19 protein-coding genes, 1 pseudogene and 1 riboswitch are annotated in these 19,828 nt (G+C 43.3%); of the genes and pseudogenes, 18 read left to right on the plus strand and 2 right to left on the minus strand.

Annotated elements, in window-relative coordinates; genetic code table 11:
* The 16 genes and pseudogenes from AC1DSE_RS13385 to AC1DSE_RS13460 all read left to right on the plus strand — a co-directional run.
* Positions 1 to 297, plus strand: a pseudogene (locus tag AC1DSE_RS13385) (LLM class flavin-dependent oxidoreductase); the annotation flags it as partial.
* Between the two features lie 300 nt (positions 298 to 597).
* Positions 598 to 1,608 (plus strand): ABC transporter ATP-binding protein, encoded by a 1,011-nt coding sequence (locus tag AC1DSE_RS13390; RefSeq protein ID WP_477527781.1) that lies wholly within the window; start codon positions 598 to 600, stop codon positions 1,606 to 1,608.
* Positions 1,605 to 2,576, plus strand: coding sequence for an ABC transporter ATP-binding protein (locus AC1DSE_RS13395; protein ID WP_477512605.1), 972 nt, complete (start codon positions 1,605 to 1,607; stop codon positions 2,574 to 2,576). Before AC1DSE_RS13390 ends, AC1DSE_RS13395 begins: the two co-directional genes overlap by 4 nt.
* 29 nt (positions 2,577 to 2,605) lie before the next feature.
* Positions 2,606 to 3,556 (plus strand): ABC transporter permease, encoded by a 951-nt coding sequence (locus AC1DSE_RS13400; RefSeq protein ID WP_477512604.1) that lies wholly within the window; start codon positions 2,606 to 2,608, stop codon positions 3,554 to 3,556.
* Positions 3,557 to 3,572: 16 nt separating this feature from the next.
* A complete protein-coding gene (opp4C, locus tag AC1DSE_RS13405; RefSeq protein WP_477512603.1) occupies positions 3,573 to 4,496 on the plus strand; it encodes an oligopeptide ABC transporter permease in 924 nt (307 codons plus the stop codon).
* A gap of 64 nt (positions 4,497 to 4,560) precedes the next feature.
* A complete protein-coding gene (locus AC1DSE_RS13410) occupies positions 4,561 to 6,225 on the plus strand; it encodes an ABC transporter substrate-binding protein (RefSeq protein ID WP_477512602.1) in 1,665 nt (554 codons plus the stop codon).
* 105 nt (positions 6,226 to 6,330) lie between these two features.
* Positions 6,331 to 6,504, plus strand: coding sequence for a lysine biosynthesis protein LysW (locus AC1DSE_RS13415; protein WP_076265982.1), 174 nt, complete (start codon positions 6,331 to 6,333; stop codon positions 6,502 to 6,504).
* 9 nt (positions 6,505 to 6,513) lie between these two features.
* A complete protein-coding gene (locus AC1DSE_RS13420) occupies positions 6,514 to 7,410 on the plus strand; it encodes a RimK family alpha-L-glutamate ligase (RefSeq protein ID WP_477512601.1) in 897 nt (298 codons plus the stop codon).
* A 20-nt stretch (positions 7,411 to 7,430) separates the two neighbouring features.
* Positions 7,431 to 8,090 carry a degT/DnrJ/EryC1/StrS aminotransferase gene (locus tag AC1DSE_RS13425; RefSeq protein WP_477512600.1) on the plus strand — a complete coding sequence of 220 codons (660 nt, stop codon included), beginning with the start codon at positions 7,431 to 7,433 and terminating at the stop codon, positions 8,088 to 8,090.
* On the plus strand, positions 8,087 to 9,412 hold the full coding sequence (locus AC1DSE_RS13430) for a DegT/DnrJ/EryC1/StrS aminotransferase family protein (RefSeq protein WP_477512599.1): 1,326 nt from the start codon (positions 8,087 to 8,089) through the stop codon (positions 9,410 to 9,412). The genes AC1DSE_RS13425 and AC1DSE_RS13430 overlap by 4 nt, the downstream gene beginning before the upstream one ends.
* Positions 9,409 to 10,461 carry an N-acetyl-gamma-glutamyl-phosphate reductase gene (gene argC, locus AC1DSE_RS13435; RefSeq protein ID WP_477512598.1) on the plus strand — a complete coding sequence of 351 codons (1,053 nt, stop codon included), beginning with the start codon at positions 9,409 to 9,411 and terminating at the stop codon, positions 10,459 to 10,461. The genes AC1DSE_RS13430 and argC overlap by 4 nt, the downstream gene beginning before the upstream one ends.
* Positions 10,461 to 12,308: a M20/M25/M40 family metallo-hydrolase gene (locus tag AC1DSE_RS13440; protein WP_477512597.1), complete on the plus strand. Its 1,848-nt coding sequence runs from the start codon at positions 10,461 to 10,463 to the stop codon at positions 12,306 to 12,308. The genes argC and AC1DSE_RS13440 overlap by 1 nt, the downstream gene beginning before the upstream one ends.
* A complete protein-coding gene (locus AC1DSE_RS13445; RefSeq protein WP_477527779.1) occupies positions 12,309 to 13,109 on the plus strand; it encodes a 1-deoxy-D-xylulose-5-phosphate synthase N-terminal domain-containing protein in 801 nt (266 codons plus the stop codon).
* Complete coding sequence (locus tag AC1DSE_RS13450) at positions 13,106 to 14,044, plus strand: transketolase family protein (protein WP_441883259.1); 939 nt, start codon at positions 13,106 to 13,108, stop codon at positions 14,042 to 14,044. The genes AC1DSE_RS13445 and AC1DSE_RS13450 overlap by 4 nt, the downstream gene beginning before the upstream one ends.
* Positions 14,034 to 15,248 (plus strand): MFS transporter, encoded by a 1,215-nt coding sequence (locus tag AC1DSE_RS13455; RefSeq protein WP_441883257.1) that lies wholly within the window; start codon positions 14,034 to 14,036, stop codon positions 15,246 to 15,248. The genes AC1DSE_RS13450 and AC1DSE_RS13455 overlap by 11 nt, the downstream gene beginning before the upstream one ends.
* A 51-nt stretch (positions 15,249 to 15,299) precedes the next feature.
* Entirely contained in the window at positions 15,300 to 16,562 is a 1,263-nt protein-coding gene (locus tag AC1DSE_RS13460) for an ATP-grasp domain-containing protein (RefSeq protein ID WP_477512595.1), read from the plus strand.
* Positions 16,563 to 16,677: 115 nt separating this feature from the next.
* On the opposite strand, the gene AC1DSE_RS13465 is transcribed toward AC1DSE_RS13460, so the two are convergent.
* Positions 16,678 to 16,992 (minus strand): DMT family transporter, encoded by a 315-nt coding sequence (locus AC1DSE_RS13465; protein WP_076265992.1) that lies wholly within the window; start codon positions 16,990 to 16,992, stop codon positions 16,678 to 16,680.
* Positions 16,992 to 17,333, minus strand: coding sequence for a DMT family transporter (locus AC1DSE_RS13470; protein WP_441883253.1), 342 nt, complete (start codon positions 17,331 to 17,333; stop codon positions 16,992 to 16,994). The genes AC1DSE_RS13465 and AC1DSE_RS13470 overlap by 1 nt, the downstream gene beginning before the upstream one ends.
* 72 nt (positions 17,334 to 17,405) lie before the next feature.
* A riboswitch (guanidine-I (ykkC/yxkD leader) is annotated at positions 17,406 to 17,503 on the minus strand.
* A 166-nt stretch (positions 17,504 to 17,669) separates the two neighbouring features.
* Between AC1DSE_RS13470 and AC1DSE_RS13475 the strand changes: the two genes are divergently transcribed.
* Both AC1DSE_RS13475 and AC1DSE_RS13480 read left to right on the plus strand, forming a co-directional pair.
* Positions 17,670 to 19,307 (plus strand): ABC-three component system protein, encoded by a 1,638-nt coding sequence (locus AC1DSE_RS13475; protein ID WP_477512594.1) that lies wholly within the window; start codon positions 17,670 to 17,672, stop codon positions 19,305 to 19,307.
* A 2-nt stretch (positions 19,308 to 19,309) separates the two neighbouring features.
* On the plus strand, positions 19,310 to 19,828 hold a 519-nt coding region (locus AC1DSE_RS13480), incomplete at its 3' end, for an ABC-three component system middle component 1 (protein WP_477527780.1).

The following is a 19,828-nucleotide window of genomic DNA, read 5'->3' on the forward strand; positions in this document are numbered from 1 at the left end:
CAAGACGCTCTTCGTGAGTACTATCCACATCTTAACGCTGGAATGCAAGCACTGCGTGGAGGCGGATATCCAAAACAGCAGTTTGCTCAGTCGACCGATCATCGTGATGCTTTAATGGTGGGCAGCCCGCAGCAAATCATTGAAAAAATGCTTTACCAATATGAATTATATGGACATCAGCGTTTTATGGCTCAAATTGATTTTGGCGGTGTTTCATTTGATAAAATTGCAAAAAATATAGAACTTATCGCTACTGAAATTATGCCTGCAATTAAGAAACATACCGCTAAAAACTAAATTGCAATCAAAATCAATTTCATCATTTAACTTATAAAAAGTGCCGCGACGATTTATTGCGGCACTTTTTTATGTTCCATATCATCCTAATAACCCCGCTAAATAGCTAGTCATAACGAGCTTGCGTAGCTATTTATGTATGGATTGGAACAATTTTCTATTTATATATAGAATTATTCTATTATTCAATCTTTTCAAAATTCTGTATGCTAGGATTAATCAAAGTTTATAAAACACATAGGAATTATATGGATTGATTGTAAAGTACGTATACCAAATGATAAAAAGTTGGTGAATGCAATAGGACAGCTTTTAGAAGTTGATCGATTACAGGTGGCATTTCGGATGGATCAAGGAGAAGTGATCGCTGTAGATGATGTGAGCTTCACACTTGAACATGGGGAAACCATCGCTATTGTTGGCGAATCCGGTTGTGGAAAGAGTGTAACATCCCTTTCCATCATGGGATTGCTCGGAGCTAATGGTTCAGTTCGTCAAGGAGAAATCAAGTTCAACGGCTCATCTCTAATCAGCTGCTCGCAAGCTCAGCTTCGTAAGCTTCGAGGCAGCGAAATCGCGATGATTTTTCAAGAGCCGATGACCTCTCTAAATCCAGTCTTCTCCATCGGAGAGCAGATTGAAGAAACGATTCGCCAGCATTTGAACCTGTCTCGAAAGGAAGTGAAGCGCTTAGCCATAGATTTGTTAAGGAAAGTAGGTATTCCTAGAGCTGAATCGATTATAAAGGAATACCCTCACGCACTTTCAGGAGGCATGAGACAACGGGTAATGATTGCAATGGCGTTGGCATGCCAGCCCAAGCTGCTCATTGCAGATGAGCCAACAACGGCGCTCGATGTTACGATTCAAGCACAAATCCTTGCATTGATGAAGCAGCTGCAGGCAGAAAGCGGTGCTGCTATCTTGCTAGTTACGCATGATTTAGGAGTTGTAGCTGAAATGGCGGATACGGTGGTCGTCATGTATGCGGGGCAAGTCGTCGAATCAGCTGACGTTTTCACTCTCTTTCGAGCACCAAAGCATCCGTATACGCAAGGCTTAATGAAATCAACCCTCCGACTCGATCAAGTCAACAGGGAGCGGCTGCAGACGATTCCAGGTTCAGTTCCCTCTATCCAGAAGATGCCTGCAGGATGCCGCTTTCACCCACGCTGTCCACATACAATCGCACGATGCCAGCAAGAACAGCCTGATCTTACGACGAATGGACAGGGACATCATGTACGCTGCTGGCTGAAGGACCTTCCAAACGTATCGAATGAAGAACATACTCAGGCGGTTAGATTATGAGCCTCAACGCACTATTGCAAATCGAATGGTTAAAAATGTATTACCCCATTCGTAGTGGCGTATTTTCGAATCAAGTCAGCCATATCAAGGCGGTTGATGATGTGAGCCTAACGATGTATGAAGGGGAAACCGTCGGTTTAGTTGGCGAATCGGGATGCGGCAAGTCGACGATTGGTCGTTCAATCATTCGACTTGAGAATCCGCAAGCTGGACGTATTCTTTTTGAAAATCAGAACATTATATATTCCTCTCAGCGACAGTTAAAACCGCTGCGGACACGAATGCAGATGATTTTTCAGGACCCGTATGCTTCCTTAAACCCAAGGCTTCGAATATACGATACGCTTGCTGAGCCTTTAATTGTTCACAAGCTGGTGAAGCGCAGTGAGGTGCAGCGTGAGGTTGATAACCTGCTTCAATTAGTTGGATTGCCGCGTTCGGCTGCCAATCGATATCCTCATGAATTTTCCGGGGGGCAGCGCCAGAGGATCGGAATCGCTAGAGCCATTTCATTCAAACCCAAATTGATCGTATGCGATGAGCCAGTATCAGCGCTTGATGTCTCCATCCAAGCTCAAATTTTAAATCTTTTACAGGATTTGCAAAATGAGTTGAAGCTGACGTATTTATTTATCGCCCATGGCATTGGAGCAGTTAAACAGATCAGTACAAGAATCGCCGTCATGTACTTGGGGAAAATCGTAGAATTGGCACCTACAGAGGAGCTATTCCGCAAGCCGAAGCACCCGTATACGCAGCTTCTATTAAATGCGTATCCTCCGCCGGACCCAACGCTTCGAACAACGAACAGTCACATCATTCAAGGAGATGTGCCTAGTCCAGCTGAGCCTCCATCTGGTTGTCGATTTCATACTCGTTGTCCTTATGTGCAAGAGCTGTGCCGAACAACAGAACCGGTAATTACGAAAGAGCATCACTCTGTTGCATGCCACTATCCGCTTGCATAGCACAAAGGCTAGGAAAGGAGAAGGCATCGATGGGCCATTATATCGTTCGAAGGCTGCTGATTTCCATACCAGTATTTCTTGGAATCACATTGCTTAATTTTCTTATCATGAATATGGCTCCCGGGAATCCCGTGGATATGTTAATCACTCCTAATATCCCGAAAGAGCTGCTAGAGATTAAAAAAGAGCTGCTTGGTCTGAATGACCCATTGTATATACAGTATGTAAAATGGCTGGGCGGTTTTTTTAGAGGAGAACTCGGCTATTCATTTAGCAGCTTCGCCCCCGTATCACAGCTGATTGGCGCCAGAATCGGACCTACCTTGCTGCTGGCTGCAGCATCGATGCTGGTTGGGATATTGATTGCCGTACCCGTAGGGGTGATCAGTGCTGTCAAACAGAATTCAAAATTGGATTATGTCATGACAGGGTTATCCTTCCTAGGCACCTCGATTCCTCCCTTTTTCCTAGGCCTTGGATTCATCTATGTGGTTGGAATTAAGCTGAAGTGGCTTCCAACAGGGGGAATGTCAACGTTAGGTGGCTCTGGAAGTTTCGGAGATATCCTCATGCATATGATTCTTCCTGTCATGGTGCTTGGTATTACGATTGCAGGTAAAAAGGTTCGTTATGTTCGCGCAAGTATGCTCGATGTACTCCATCAGGATTATCTGCGTACAGCCCGAGCGAAAGGCCTTAGTGAATTTCTGGTTACGAATAAGCATGCGCTTCGCAATGCCTTAATCCCGATCATAACGATCATCGGTGCAGAAATTCCTTTGGTATTAGGCGGCAGCATTATTATTGAGCAAGTATTTCAATGGCCGGGTATCGGGCAATTAACGATGGAAGCCATTCTCTCACGCGACTATCCGACTTTAATGGGCATTAATTTGATTGCTGCATGCGTTATACTCTTCACGAATTTGTTCACCGACATCGTTTATTCAATCGTTGATCCACGCATTAAATACAGCTGATTGGAGGGGATAGCCAATGTCCGTTAGTGAAATGCCATGGATGAGGAAAGATGCATTTTCTTCAGATCATGGTGATGAAGACGAACTGTCAGTGGATGTAATGGAGAGTCATGCCCAAATAGTGAGGCGTAAGTTTATCAAGCACAAGCTGGCGGTATGGGGACTTGCAACTACCTTGCTGCTGCTTAGTATCGCGCTTTTTGCTCCGTGGCTTGCACCGAGTCATCCTAATGAAATTACAGATGCGTTCTCAGCCCATCCCTCGCTTACACACTGGTTAGGCACCGATCAAGTAGGGCGGGATGTATTAAGCCGGTTGATTTATGGAACACGGGTATCTTTAATGATTGGTTTTTTTACAGTTGCTTTGTACGTAACCTTCGGAACATTCATTGGACTAATCGCTGGTTACTATGGCAAATGGCTGGATATGGCACTTATGCGTTTGACTGATATTTTCTTAAGTTTTCCATACATGATGGTCGTATTGGTCATCGTGAGTGTACTAGGTGCAAGTGCAACCACAATCATCCTTGTTCTCGCACTTTTCAAATGGCCAACGATAGCGATGCTTGTCAGGGGAAGCGTATTATCCATGAAACAAATGGATTTTGTCCGCGCCGGCGTTGCGCTTGGATACAAAACTCCGCGAATACTAATGAAGCATATTTTGCCAAATGTAATGGGGCCAATCATTGTGAATGCAACGTTTGGCGTTGCCAGCACGATTCTTAGTGAAGCTGGACTTAGTTTTCTTGGGATGGGGGTCAAATCTCCTCAGGCGAGCCTTGGCAATATGCTGCACGATGCACAATCGCTAACGGTTTTAACTGAGCAGCAGTGGTTATGGGTACCCGCTGGCATCGTTATTCTCATTACCGTTCTTGCGATTAACTTTGTAGGGGACGGTCTTCGTGATGCGTTTGATGCAAGAGCCTAAGTATATGAATCTGCTATTTAATTATTTAAATAGAAAAAGCAATAAAACAAAAGGAGAGAAACAAATGAAAACAAGGTTTCGAGTGCCAGGATTCGTATTATTAACCATCTTAATGATTTTTCTATCGGCTTGCAGTGAAACGAAGCAGGAAAAGGTCGAAGCAACAGCAGAACCAGCCAAGGAAGATGTTTCCGTTAAGGCAGCAACCAACGATGCCAAAGCAAAAAAAACCTTATACATTGGTATCGTTAATGCTCCTGTTACTTTAAATCAAATCAATACGCAAGGAAGCTCGGCGTCGCTTGCCCCCATTAATTTACTCAATGATTCTTTGCTCGATGTAACGGATACCGCACAATTTATACCGAAGCTGGCAGAATCTATCGAGACGCAGGATAAGCAAACTTACCATATCAAGCTTAAAGCGAATGCCAAATGGAACGATGGTACCCCTTTTACAACGGCAGATGTGGCTTTCACCTTAAAGCTTGCCCTTCATGCCAAAGTAGAATCATCCTTCAAGCTGGATTTTATCGAAGGCTTAAATGACATTGGGAAACTGGATGAAGGGAAAACAGAGCTATCCGGATTAAAAATTATCGATCCAACGACCTTCGAGATCAAAACAAAAACACCGATCGATCCGCTCGTATTTAATGAACGTTTCGGTGTTAAGGTTAATTTCTTGCCCGAGCATATTCTGAAAGATGCCAACCCAGAGCAGCTTTCAACGAACGAATATTTCCAGAAACCATTAGTCACCATTGGTCCCTATAAGTTTGCGAATTATGAGCAGGGGCAATTTGTCGAGGTGACAAAAAATGAAAATTACTACCTCGATGTACCTAAGATTGACACGATTTTCATAAAGGTGCTTCCCGCGGCAAATCTTGTAGCACAGCTGCAGACGGGAGAAATTCAAATGAATTCTTTGCCCGTCGGGCTTGTACCGATTACGGATTATGATAAGGTCAAGGGCTTTGAGAATGTAAATGTAACCTCTGCTCCAGCCTCTGAACCGGCCGAAATTTTCTTCAATACAGAGAAGCTTCCTGATAAAAAAGTTCGTCAAGCGATCGCCTATGCGTTGAACCGTCCGCTCATCGTGGAGCAGCTCCTCAAAGGGCAGGCCGAAATTATTGATGGAGGCATTCCAAGCTCGCATCCTTATTTTAATAAAAATATTGCCAATTATGATTACAATCCTGAAAAAGCAAAAGAGCTTTTAAAAGAAGCGAACTGGGATCCCAAACGTACCATTACATTTATTATTCCAGTTGGGAATAAGGTTCGTGAGCAGGCTGCTGATATTCTCGTACAAAACTTAGAATCTGTTGGGATTAAAGTAGATGTTCAGAAATTCGATTTCCCAACGTTAATCGATAAAGTGGAGAAGGGCGAGCATGACATTACCATATTCACAAGAGATTACTATATCGAACCGAGCCTCTATTTTACAACCTATAAAAGTGATGATCCCGAAAGTGTGATTCGATTTAAGAATCCATTAGTCGATGAGCTGATTAAAAAGGGTGAACAAGAAATCAAAGAGGAAAAACGTCACAAGATTTATAACCAATTGCAAGAGGTACTGCATAATGAGGTTGCCACTTTAGCTGTTTATTCCGAGAAACGTTTGCAGGTCGTATCAAAAAAGGTTCTCGTTGGTAAACCGCTTAGTCTAGGTACGTTCAATAATGTAAACCAGTGGGATATAGAAACAAAATAGCAGCACACGGTTTTAAAAAAGCTGCATGCCATGAAGTTATTGCTCGGTTTTACGGAATTTATTCCATTTATATATGTTTTTAAAACTTTAGGAGGTGCAAGGAAAATGGCAGATTTGAATTGTCTTGTATGCAAGTCGGATATCGAGGTGGAAGAGAGTGTAACGACGGGTGAAATTTTGGAATGCGGTTCATGCGGTCAAGAACATGAAGTGCAGGTCGAATCCAATCTCGTAAGCATCGCTCTAGCTCCAGAAATAGAAGAAACTTGGGGAGAGTAGGAACCGAACATGGAGCAGAATCGTGCGATTTTATTATGTGTTACAAAGTTGCGGGAAGAAGAACAACGAATAATCGATCATCTTCGAGATTTAGGCGTACAAGTGCAGGTGAACTTGGATTCCATGGACTTACCATTAGGTGAGCCTGATGTTCATTCCTTCGGTCTCGCTCTCATTCGTTGTCTCTCACAGAAAAACGCGTTGAATCGAGCCCATTTGCTTGAATTAGCCGGTCTTGAAACGTTGAATTCGGTCAAAGCAATTACTATTTGTACAAATAAAATACATCAAGCGATTGTGTTTCAAAAACATGGCATTCCCCAGCCCCAATATAAAATAGCTTTTACACCTGAGAAGCTCTTCCAAGCTTTGCAGACATTTGGAGATTTATGTGTCATTAAGCCGGCAACCTCATCTTGGGGAAGGGGAATAGCTAGAATCACCGGCAAAGAATGCTTAGATGGCTGGATAGCTGCAAGAGAATCTGTAGACCCTGGGCATCAATCGTTCCCTGTATTAGTGCAAGAATATGTGGAAAAAGGCGATTTTGATATCCGTGTTGTCATCGTAGGCAGCAAACCGATTGCTGCGTTTCGCCGGGTTTCAGCAGACAACTGGAAGACGAATACGCATCTAGGCGCAGAAATCGATCCTCTAGAAATTAATGATGAAATGGCATCCATTTGCAAACAAATAATTGAGGTTTTGGGCGAAGGCATTTATGGTGCAGACTTGTTCTTTGATTACAAGCAGCAACGGTATGTCGTTTGTGAAGTGAATCAAAACCCGGAATTCGCAAAGTCCTGGAAAATTCATGGTGTCGATGTGGCCTACCATATTGCACAATATGTAAAAGCTGCGATTGAACGAAAAAACAAGGCCAACTTAACAGTTATATCACGGTAAATAGGGAGGTTAAATAGGAAATGGGAGAAACATTAACGAAACCAGAATCTGTCATCCAAAAAGAAAACTATTTTTCATTGTCATTTGTATTATCGAGAGTACTAAATTCAGGCGTCATTATGAGTATTGAAAAAAATGATCTTGAATTAAAAGGATTGGAGAAAGGGATAGCCAAGCTGACCAACAAGAAATATGTCTCCTTATATAATAGTTACACCGGTGCGATTCACGGTGCGCTGTGGGGACAGGACTTAGGCTACCATACTTCTGCACGACTGGATCATCCGAGTGAGCAGGAAAAAAAGTTTATTCATTGGTTAGGAATCACACTCATTTCAGATCCACACGTAAAGCAGGCTTATGCGACCGTTGAGGTTAATTGGGAAAACCTTCATCAGTTGGATCAGATCATTTTTAAAGCCAGCGACCGCGCTCCCGTACTCGTTTTGGACTTTACGGGATTAGGTTTTGGACCGGTTGCTGCCATCGCTGCAAATGATGATAATATTTGGAAAAAAGCAGAGCGCTTGAAGATTTTTGGTGCCTTTGATTTACAAACGATGTGGACACAGGAAGAAAGTGAACCTGACCTGCAGCCAGCCTTGCAGTTCAACTACAGGCTTAGCCCGCTCGTAGCAGCATGTGTGAAGTTAACACTCTTAAGGAGGAACCAATCATGATGAAGTCGGATTTTATTCGCAAGCCGTTAGCGCTGCCATCAGACGATTGGGTTCAAGCGCCATTAGCCTTTCTGGGAGGACCATCGATTATTCCAGAGGATGTAAGGAAGACGAATTTCCCAATCATTACGAAGGAAGATGTCATCCAAATGCTTATCTCCATCCAGCAGGATGGAGAGCAAGTTGTCGATGAGTTCAAGGAAACGTATCGCAATTATGTAGGGGCGAATTATGCGATTGCTACAGCGAGCGGTACATCCAGCCTGCACCTCGCATTAGTTGGGGCAGGTGTACAGCCCGGGGATGAGGTGATCGTTCCTGCATTCACATTCATAGCAACCGCACAAGCCGTTGTTGCAGCGAAAGCGATCCCTATTTTTGTGGACATTGACCCGATAACCTATTGCTTGGATCCACTAAAAGCAGAGCAAGCCATAACGAACAAGACAAAGGCAATCATGCCCGTGCATGTACATGGCCTGCCTGCTGATTTACCTGCATTGAGACGTCTGACTGACAAGTATTCCCTTCGTCTAGTGGAGGATGCCTCCCATGCGCATTCCGCATCGATCGATCAACAACTCGCCGGTTCGATCGGAGACAGTGCAGGACAAAGCTTAATGGCCGACAAAAACTTTCCTGTAGGCGGGGAAGGAGGCATCGCTTTTTTCAAAGAAAAAGAGGATTACGAGCGCGCACTCGCATTCCTTGATTCATCAGGTATTGATTACCGCATGTCGTGGATCGCAGCTGCTTTCGGTTTGAGCCAGCTTTCCCGCCTTCCTTATTATGATGCCATTCGTGCACGGAATGCAGCCTATTTAACCAATGAGCTTTCAGAGACTAAGCTGTTTAGCGGACCATTCGTACCAGATGGGTATAAGCACAGCTATAACATGTATCGTGTTAAACTCTCACCCGAGCGACTTGGGCTTGAGGACTTGGAGGATTATCTTGTAAAAGATGCCGTTCAGCAGCTCATTAATTCTGAAGGCGTATTTGCTAGAGAGTGGCAAAATGTACCGATACCTGGTCATCTGCCGTTCAAAAATCGGAAAGGCTTTGGAAATGGTTATCCGTTTACGTTATCGGAACGTCAAGATTTTGGTTACGATTTGAACCATTTCCCTGAAACATTGAAGATGCTTAGAAACAGCTTAACGATATGCAGAGAATTAAGAACGCCTATAGAATATGAGCGAATTCAAGCTTACGCCTTGGCTTTCAAAAAAATTGATGCGAACCCGCACATTATTCGTGAACTGGTAGAGCGAGGCAGCGATCTTAAAGTGCTGTATGAAAGAGACGCTAGATTAGGATGAGTACAACAGAACAACAAAAGAAACGAGTAGCCATTTTAGGCGGCAGCGGGTTCACTGGCGCTGAGTTATACAGGCTGTTAAATAAGCATCCGCATTTTGAAGTTCAGTTTGTGTCCTCCGAATCAAAGGCGGGATACCCGGTGGATAAGTTCTATATCGGTTCTATTCATAAGAAAAAGCACAGCTCGTTAAAGTTCAAAAAAATATCCGAATTAGACGGTCATTACGATGCGGTCTTCTCTTGTTTGCCCACAGGCTCCTTGCCCAAGATCATCCAGCATGTTGCAGAGCATACAGACTATATCTTTAATCTAAGCGGGGATTATCGCATATCCGACCCCGATATATTGCATCAACATTATCCAGAAACATTAAAAAACGCATTCGAAGGCGGATGGCACTACTATATTCCAGAGTTCAGCAAAATCAATCTTGAAGCAAAAGTAGTCAATCTTCCGGGCTGTATGGCGGTGGCGACGCTGTATACACTTTATCCGCTTGTGGCGCATGGCTTAATTGAAGGACGTGTAGTGACTGACGCCAAAACAGGCTCCAGCGGCGGCGGAAAATCGACAACAGAACATCATGCGGAACGCTCTCATAACTTCAGAGCTTATAAAGTTCATGGTCATCGACATCAGCCCGAAGTTGTGCATGCATTATCCTATCATTTGAATCAATTGGTAGATTTGCAGTTTTCGGTCTATAGTCTTGATCTTCCCCGAGGAATTATGACAACCTCGTATTGCTTGCTCAAAGAGCATGTAACAGAGGTAGATGTAAAAAAAGCATTCTACAGCACGTATTCATCCAAACCCTTTCTTCATTATTTTAACTCGGGCAATGGTTCACCTATGATCAAAACAGTGGTAGGAACAAACTATGCAGAAATCGGTGCTTATGTGGATGGACGTAATTGTGTTTCCATCGCAACCATCGATAATTTAATTAAAGGAGCTGCGGGGCAAGCCATACAGGCAGCAAACAACTATTTTGGATACTCTGAGGAGGCGGGATTGACATTTGAATTTGAGGGAGCGTGGCCCTGATGAGCAGCGGCAGCTTATATGTAATTAAACTCGGGAGCAGTACGATTGTAAACCATCCTCACATTTTTGAAGAAATTAGTCGTATCGTAAAGCGAGGAAATCAAGTGCTGCTTGTGGCAGGCGGTGCCGAAGCCATCAAGCAAAAATATGAATCCATTCCTCGTGCGATGCCTTTTCTTACATTGCCGTCAGGGGATGAAGTGCGGTACTGTTCACCCGAAGAGATGCCGATTATCCGTGCAGCCTATCATGAGATTATTTTGCCCACTATACAGACACAGCTGAAGGCATACGGTCTGACTGTCTACTCACAGCTTGGTGGAGATCAAGGTCTTGTTTATGGCGAGAAAGCGAAGCCCCTTAAAGTGATTAAGAATCAAAAATCAATTATTGTCCGTGATTCGTTGTTCGGTCATTTTGTGGGCAGTCATGTGGCATTTCTCAAATCTGCTTTACAGGCCTTTGATGTTGTATGTGTTTCTCCACCAATAGTAGATCCAGAACGGGATGTGTACATAAACATTGATGCAGACGTGCTTGCTGCTCACTTAGCGGTGGACTTAGAAGCGCATCACCTGCGTTTTGTTACTGGAACTTCAGGTTTACTGGAGGATGTTGAAGATAAACAGTCAACGATACAAAGTGTCTATACGAATGATGAATTAAGCTTTGTAAAAGGGCGCATGAAGCAAAAAGTACGGGCAGCCCAATTAGCAATCCGACAGGGCGTCTGTGATGTGAATATATCCGGTCCTCATACCTTGGAAGCACCCGGCAAAACGTGGTTCTGGAACATGGATCGGGAGCTCGGCTCATTCGATTTATTGAATAAAGTCGCGCGTATTCCTTCGGTCTCTCAAGATGAGCATGTGCTTGCACACTACTTATTAGAGACGATAAAGCAGCCTTCGGTTTCAGGGGAAATAGACCACGCGGGGAACATCGTTTTCCGAAAAGGGAATGGTCCCCATACGCTGCTCTTATTAGGGCATATAGATACGGTTCCGCATGTTTGGCCTGTTCGATCCGACTCCAAAGGCATTACGGGCAGGGGAATCGTGGATGCTAAAGGCTGCTTTGTAAATTTCATTCATATGCTGCAAGAAGTTGATGTGCCGGAACAGGGATCTTTACTTGTAATTGGTGCAGTCGAAGAAGAAATATCATCTTCAAAAGGTGCTCATTTCATTCGAGATCACTACAAGGCGGATGCAGTTATTATTGGGGAGCCGAGCGGGGTAGAGAGCTTAACCCTCGGTTATTACGGTCTCTTTAAGCTGGAAATTACCATTCATCGCGCGCAGGAGCATACTGCAGCCAAAGATAGTCAGAGTGTTATCGACGAATTGTACAGTGTTGTATCAGACATTCGTGTTCTCGTACGTGAAATCGAYCCACAATCCTTATCTTCATTAATTGATATCGAGCATCAGAATGAACGAGGCTTTTTGACGGTAAAAGGGACGTTAAACTTTAGAATATCACCTTCGGCAGGCAAAGATTATCAGAAGAAAATTGATTTGTCATTTGGTGAAAATGTGACTGTTGAAATCTTGCGTGCAACACCAGGATTTTCGAACTCTCGCACAGGCTCCTTAGTCAAAGCTTTTGTTCGCAGTTTCGCTAAGCAGGAGAAATCCATTCACTATATCAAAAAACGTGGAACGAGCGACATGAATACGCTGGCCACAACTTGGGATTCCGTCCCTATGGTAGCTTATGGTCCCGGGGATTCCAGCTTGGATCATACGAATGATGAATATTTACATTATGGTGAGGTAGAGCAGACCAGAACGATTTTAAAAGAAGCTGTAAACGAATGGTTTCGGCTGAGATTGGAGGAATAAATGGAGCTGGCAATCGAAATTCAAAGGGAAGAAATTTCCCTGCTGGTTGATAAGGCGAAAGAAGCGAGGAAATTGATCATTGACATGGCTGCATCACCTACAGGATGCCATATCGGCGGAAGTCTTTCTGCGATTGACTTATTGATTGGTGCATATTCGAAATATGTGCAAGATCCCAATACACTCATCATTCTTAGCAAAGGGCATGCTGCAGCAGCATTATATGCCGCGCTTCATGTATATGGGATTATCAAGGATAACCCAGCGGATAGCTATGGAAAAGCAGGCTCTTTGTTCACAGGACATCCTAATCATAAACTGTCAGGCATCCCCTTCGCTACAGGCAGTTTGGGTCATGGCATTCCTTACGCAGCAGGCTGGTCACTGGCGCAAAAAATGAAACAAACGAATGGACTAGGGATTGTGATCGGTGGAGATGGGGAGCTGCAGGAAGGGTTATGCTGGGAAACCGCACAGATTGTCCAAGCCCAGTCGATCACTAATTTTGTATATATCGTCGATTGCAACGGAGGCCAAAACGATGGTTATGTGCATGACATATCACCGCTTTGCAATCTCCGGCAAAGATTTGAAGCGTTTGGCTTTGCTGTCAAGGAAATTAACGGCCATCATTTCGAAGAAATCCTTGCCGCAATTGAACCAGATCCAGATAAACCGGTAGCCGTCCTGGCCAATACGATAAAAGGAAAAGGTGTTGCAGCGATTGAAGGAAACCCCGAAGCGCATTATGTTAAAATCCCGGAGAAGCTCGCCCATAAATGGAAGGTGAGTTTATCATGACCAAGAAGTCAGGTAGAGATGCCTATAAAGATGAGCTGACTACGCTTGCTTCCAGCAACGACCAAATTGTATGTATTGAAGCAGATCTAGGAGGCAAAAATCATCCTTTTGGGCAGCAGCATCCCCAGCGTTTTTTTAATCTAGGCATTGCGGAATTAGCTGGCATTGATATGGCAGCCGGTCTTGCTGAAGCAGGGTATGTGCCATTCTTCTCAACCTTTGCTTCCTTTGCAGCATTGCGAGCAGCGGAAAGCATCAAGCTGACGATGGGGTATATGGGGAAAAATGTGAAGGTTGTAGCTGCGTATGGAGGGGTATCTGGTGGTTGGTTTGGAACGACACATCATGCACTGGAGGACATCGCAGTCCTCCAATCGTTTCAAAACATACGGATCGCTTGCCCTCATGGCGAACAGGAAACACGAAGAGTGATACGTGAAGCAGCAGCATCAGAGGAGCCGTATTATATTCGCCTTTCCAGAAATGATGCTTTTGACAGCTTGGATCGAGCAGAGGACGAGAGCTGCAGAAACTTAATTATTGAAGGAGGCGCACGTACTGCCCGATCCAAACTATGCTTGATTTCCGTGGGTGAACAAGCAACAGAACTTTGCATGCGGATCGTTCAAGAGGACGACACTATCGTACATGCGCATTTATGTTACGTCGACATTCAAAGCTTGAAACCCTATATTCAACCATTAAGCGGTTTAGCTGACCAATTTCTGGTCGTTGAGGAGCATCGAGCAACCGGCAGTATCGCGTCCTATCTAGCCTTATTATTGCCTAAGCATCAAGTTCATTCACATCATTGCGGTGAGAACTGGCCGATCTACGGCGGTACACATGCTGAGGTTCTAGACTATTTAGGATTTGGGTTTGAACCACTGCAACAACAAATCCAGAATATTCTAGGAGGTAAGGATGGTTTTTAGCGTACTAAAACAAAGAAACTTCCGCCATTATTCCCTCGCTGATATTATTTCCGGATTCGGCGTAGGCATGAGTACGATTGGTGCGAACTGGTATCTTATGGATCAGACAAATTCGATTACCGCCATAGGATTCATGCTTTCCTTAAATGTTATTGCAGGTTTTCTCATCTCCGCATTTGTAGGCACCCTAATCGATAAATGGAATCGAAAAACGATTATCCTATGGGCCAATGGCATTCGAGCGATCGCCTTGTTAATCATAACAGGTGCTTTTGTATGGACGGGATTCCGAATTGAATATCTTTATACCTTTGCCATTATTAACGGGATGGGCTGGACCGTGTATATGACGGCTTCTCGAAGCCTGGTTCAAGAAATCCTATCGGAGAAGGACCTCATTAATGGAAACTCCTTAATTGAAATCAGCTTGCAAGTAGGGATGTTTATGGCTGGTGCACTTTCAGGAGTGTTGTACAAATTCGTTGGTTTTGAGATCATTCTTCTTCTAAATGCGCTCGCCTTTATCGTGAGCAGCTTCTTCCTTAGTCGAATTCAATACACACCTATCCCTTTTGAAAATGATAAAGAGACCTTTTTTGCAACGTTTAAGAATGGCCTAACGTATCTGGCGGAACGTCCATTTATTTTCTTGCTTGGTATTGTATCGATTATTCCACTCGTTTCTACGATGATTTACAACGTCGTTCTTCCTGGCTATGTGAGCAATACGGTGCAAGGTGATTCCGTTGTATTCGGTTTATCAGATATGTTTTATGGCATTGGGGGATTATTGTCTGGATTTATTGCAGCGCCCTTAGCTAAGAAAATATCACAACATGGAACGATACTATTATTTTTTATGATATCCGTGCTGAGCTTGCTCGCTGTAGCGTTTAACCATTTGATTCTGCTTTTGTATTTTGGCAGTGTATTGATTGGATTAACGAACTCATCGTTACGTATTTTGATGACAACGACGCTGATGGAATCGGTATCCAAATCCTACATGGGTCGAGCGACTTCGGTCTGGATGGCGATTTCCTTGCTCTTGCAGACCTTGTCCGCCACAGGGCTTGGCCTTGTCATTGATCGTTTCTCTCCAGGCGCGGGTTTTATCTGTATGAGCGGCTTGATGTTCATCGGATTTGTTGTGTACTTTGTGATGAATAGTAAAGCGACACAAAAAAGCACACTGGAAGCTTGAATTCTGCATTGCGAACCACTTCTTTCATAACCATTAAAGGAGGATAAAAAGATGACAGCAATTAAAACGGTTGCTTTTGTTGAACCAAGTTTCTACGGCGTTAGTTTTGCGAGAGTCGCTTTTGAACAAGGACATAAAGTCATTTCCATCGTTTCTTCCACGGAAAATCCGCAAAAGTATGGATATGAAGGCATCTACCATGATCTAGTTGTTGCAGATATTCGAGATGAAGAGTCCCTCTACCAAGCGATTGTTAACTCACCTTATGCGAATCAACTGGATGCGTTAATTCCTGCTACGGATTACGCCTCTCACGTAACTGCGAAGGTAGCGGAGCGGATTGGACTTAGAGGAGTACCATACGAAGCAGCTTTAAAGTCGCGAAACAAAGATTTGGCTAGAGAAGCTTATGCTGAACATCAAGTACCAAGTGCAAAATTCAAAAAAGTGAGAACTTACGAAGATGCATTAGCAGCTGCGGAAGAGATCGGATTTCCTATTGTATTAAAACCGACGAATTGCGCAAGCAGTCAAAATGTTTATTTCATCAATGATGAAATTGAACTAAAACATGCAATAGATGCGATCTCAGCGTTTAAAGTAACTTATATGGACTTTAAAGTCCGCGATGAGTTTTTAATTGAGGAGTACTTGGATGGTCCAGAATTTAGTGTCGAATTATTCGTTAAAGAGGGTGAAGCTATTTTCTCGGCCGTTACTGAAAAATTAACCTCACCGCTTCCTTATTTTGTTGAAATTCTTCATACATTACCTACTTCAGTGCATGTAGAGCATGAGGATCACATCGTTCGTACGGCTGTTGATGCTTTGAGAGCTATTGGGATAGGGAATGGACCAAGTCACGTAGAAGTGAAGCTTACAAGTACGGGTCCGCGAATTATCGAGGTGAACGGCAGGCCAGGAGGCGACAATATTTCTTCTGATTTATTAGTGCAAGCGTTCGGTATCGATATATTTGAAGCGACCGTTAACTATTATTTAAACAACCCGATCAATATTCAGAAAAGGTTTAACCGCGCAGCTTCAATTGCTTATGTGACCGCCGATCGAGAGGGTATTTTCGATGGAATTGAAGGCTTTGTCGATTTAGAACAACATACAAATGTTATCCGAGCACAGCTAACGGTAGCTCAAGGTGATTTGGTCTCAGAAGCAAAAAGCTCGGATGATCGATTGGGTTATTTCATTACAGTTGGCAACACCCCTCAAGAAGCGAAAGAACTAGCCCTTTCTCTGAAGGAAACGTTAACGGTCGTGTATCACCAGCATGAAACAGAGAGTGCAGCGGGGTAGACGAAAGACAAGATTTGAGTCTGAATAAGCAGGGAACAGGCTCTTAATGAGCCTGTTCCCTCCATAAATAAAATGAAGCTATAATTCCACGAATGATCATATCAAATGAAAGCCTTTAAGAGACAAGCTTTAACCCTACGGCTGAACCTAATACCATCGCTATAAAAACAACTCTTTTCCAGTCTTTTGATTCTCCATATAAAAGCATTCCCAATATAGCTCCGCCTGACGCTCCAATTCCCGTCCAAATGGCGTACGTTGTTCCCATGGGCAGTGTCTTCATGGAATAAGCAAGAAATAGGAAGCTTGCTAAAAATCCGATCGTTAATAATACAACGGATTGCCAATTGCGATCCTTATGCAATTTATTTATCATGGCGACACCAAACATTTCAAACAATCCTGCAAATATGAGAGAAATCCAAGCCATTAGGATACAGCTCCTTTCTGATCTTTATCCTTCGTAACTAATTTCAAGCCCATAACTCCCGCTAATAAAAGTAAAATCAACAACATTTTGGTCCATTTAAATGGTTCTCCAAAAAATATGATTTCGGAAAAAACAGTTCCTGCCGTACCCATTCCTACAAAAACAGCATATACCGTTCCGACGGGCAGTTTTTTGCCTGCAGCGATCATTAAATAGAAGCTGATAATAATAGAAATAACAGTTCCTGTCCACGTCCAGAAGTCATCCGCGTGTTTTAAGCCAATCACCCAAAAAACCTCGAAAAAAGCGGCAATAAATACTTTAATCCAATTCGAATTCACCAAAATACACCTCCAATTTTATTGTTGCCAAAAAACATAAAAAAAAAGCCCAAGAGCAAACTGTTTAACAGTTTCTCCCAGGCTTTTATCCTTCCGTGACACAGCATCGCTGTGAGTTTTCTCTCGGACCAGACCAACAGTTATGTTGCGGAACCCTAGAAAACATTTCGTTTATTCAATTACCTTGTATTATACACATATCCAAATCAATTACAATACTCATAAAATGGAAAATAACAAAAAAAGATCTTCCAGAACATGTAGTACAACCCTTGGAAACCATATATGCTTGATATAAAATAATAGGAAAGCATTAGGAGAAAGGGGAAGCTGAACATGTCGATGAAGATCGAACTGAAACCGAGAACACCGGGAAGCAATGGCAAGATGCTTGTCTTGCTGATTCATGGTTTGGGCGCTCCTGAAACGTGGGTAAAGCCAGGCAGAGACTGGGCGGAGCTCATCGCATCAGATCCGGACATCACAGATACGGATATTGGTATCGTTACATATGACACCTCTAAGCTCATCAGCAGCATTTTTGGAATCGAAGGAGAGTTTGACGTTTTAGGTCAAAAAATTAGTGTCAGTAAAAAAAGTCCTCTGTCCATAGACCAGCTTGCTATACAATTGAAGACTATTTTGGATGGGTATACCTATAGAAAATATAAGAAAATCGTTATCGTTGGCCACAGTATGGGAGGATTAATCGGTAAACGATTCCTACTCAATGAATATTTGCTCCGCAAAAAAGGATTAGAACGGATCGGTGGCTTTATTAGCTATGCAACACCTTATAACGGCTCTAAATTCGCTGAGTTTCACCATTTAATAAAGCGCTTTCAGAATCATAAGCAAATCGCACAGCTGCGTTCAAATAACGATTTTTTGGATGAAATGAACCGCAGCTTTTCTGATGCACAAGAAGAACTTAGGAGCTTTTTCACTTCCATTTACTGCTTTGGAGACAAGGACACTGTAGTCGAGAAGGGCAGTGCTGTTCCCAATATGGGACAATCAAAGAGCTATGATTCTGCCCGATCTCTGCCCGGTGATCATGGCACCATTCTAGATCTGCTGCAAGGACATCTCTCAACGAACTACGATATTCTAAAAGGACTTTTACTAGACGTACTTGGCCCTTTTAGTCCTTCACCATTAGGTGTACAAGATAACCGCCCAGAGATTACAACTTCCTTAGACCTGTCGGACAAGCCCGCAGGATCAGATAATGTGTCTAAGCTGCAGGCTCGATTAAACGATCAATTTGAGATTCACCGACAAGCACTGGATACCATCTTCATACGACGTTTCAAAAATGATGACGAAATAAGAACAAAGCTTATTGCTTCTATGAATGATGTTCTTCGAAAGCTGAAGGAGATGGAAGAAAGCAGATTACAGCTGTTTCTAAAGCTGTACCAATTTGCAAACATTCGTCTTCCTGAAGGAGAACCCGGCCTGCGCGAGCTGTGGGAGCTGCTGGCTCTCGTGAATTTGGTATATCCCGATTGGAACTTTATCGATCCTGAGGAATGGGTTCATTTGTCCAATCTTCAGCTGGATTCCGATCGCTGGGTGCGTATGCTCTACTCACAGGCTAAAGAAACGATGCCTGAGGTCGTCATCGGATTTATGACTAAACTTTACACCAATTCTTTTCAATCTTATATGAAGTCCAGAGACCATTCGGATTTATTCCCATATCGCTTGCTGCTCGAAAATATTAATTCGGAATCACTCGCAAAAGGCAACCCAGAAAACCTATGCGAGCATTGCAACAATGGCCGTAAAGCTGACTTTTCCAAAATATTACTACAATTTGCTCAAGACACGAAGTTAACCATCTTCGAAGGTTTAGAATCTAATCGCTTATCCGGAACGGTCAGTATCAGTTGTTCCTCTTGCTTGCGTCAAGTTAGACATGAAGTGAGTTATGAAGAAATTTGCACGCGACTAAGGAGTGTGATTTGAAAATGGTGCAACAGATATTTGACTTTTTTGACCACCAATCTGACCTTGAGAAGCTAACAAATGTATCGATTAGGCATATAGATGCCCTTTACTTTTCTGCGAAGCAAATTTTTGCAGTCGTTTCCTATGATTCTCCATCATCACTCGAGAACCACTGGGAGCGAGCAGCTTATCAATTTGCTTACCGGGTACAGAATCAGCTGCCCAGCGAACTAGATGATTTGCGTTGGGACATGTATTTAGTMCTCTTTGTAGACGCGCAAGAAATAAGCAATGCTTTGAAAAAACGCATCGAGTCAAACCGCTTTTTCTTTCGCAAGATTATCATCACGAGCTCTGATTTAAATCGTTTAGCTGAAAAACTGCCTTTAGACTTTCAAACTAAGCTGCCCCAGCACCAACTCGAGCGCCTTTGGTTTCATGATCGGCATTTTCTCCAGCAATGGCAATCCTGTGTTCAACAATCGACGAAAGACCAGTTAAATAAAGCTTTGTTTCAAGCTGATGAGCAGTCTGTGGAC

This window comes from Paenibacillus sp. 01L418, from assembly GCF_056400045.1.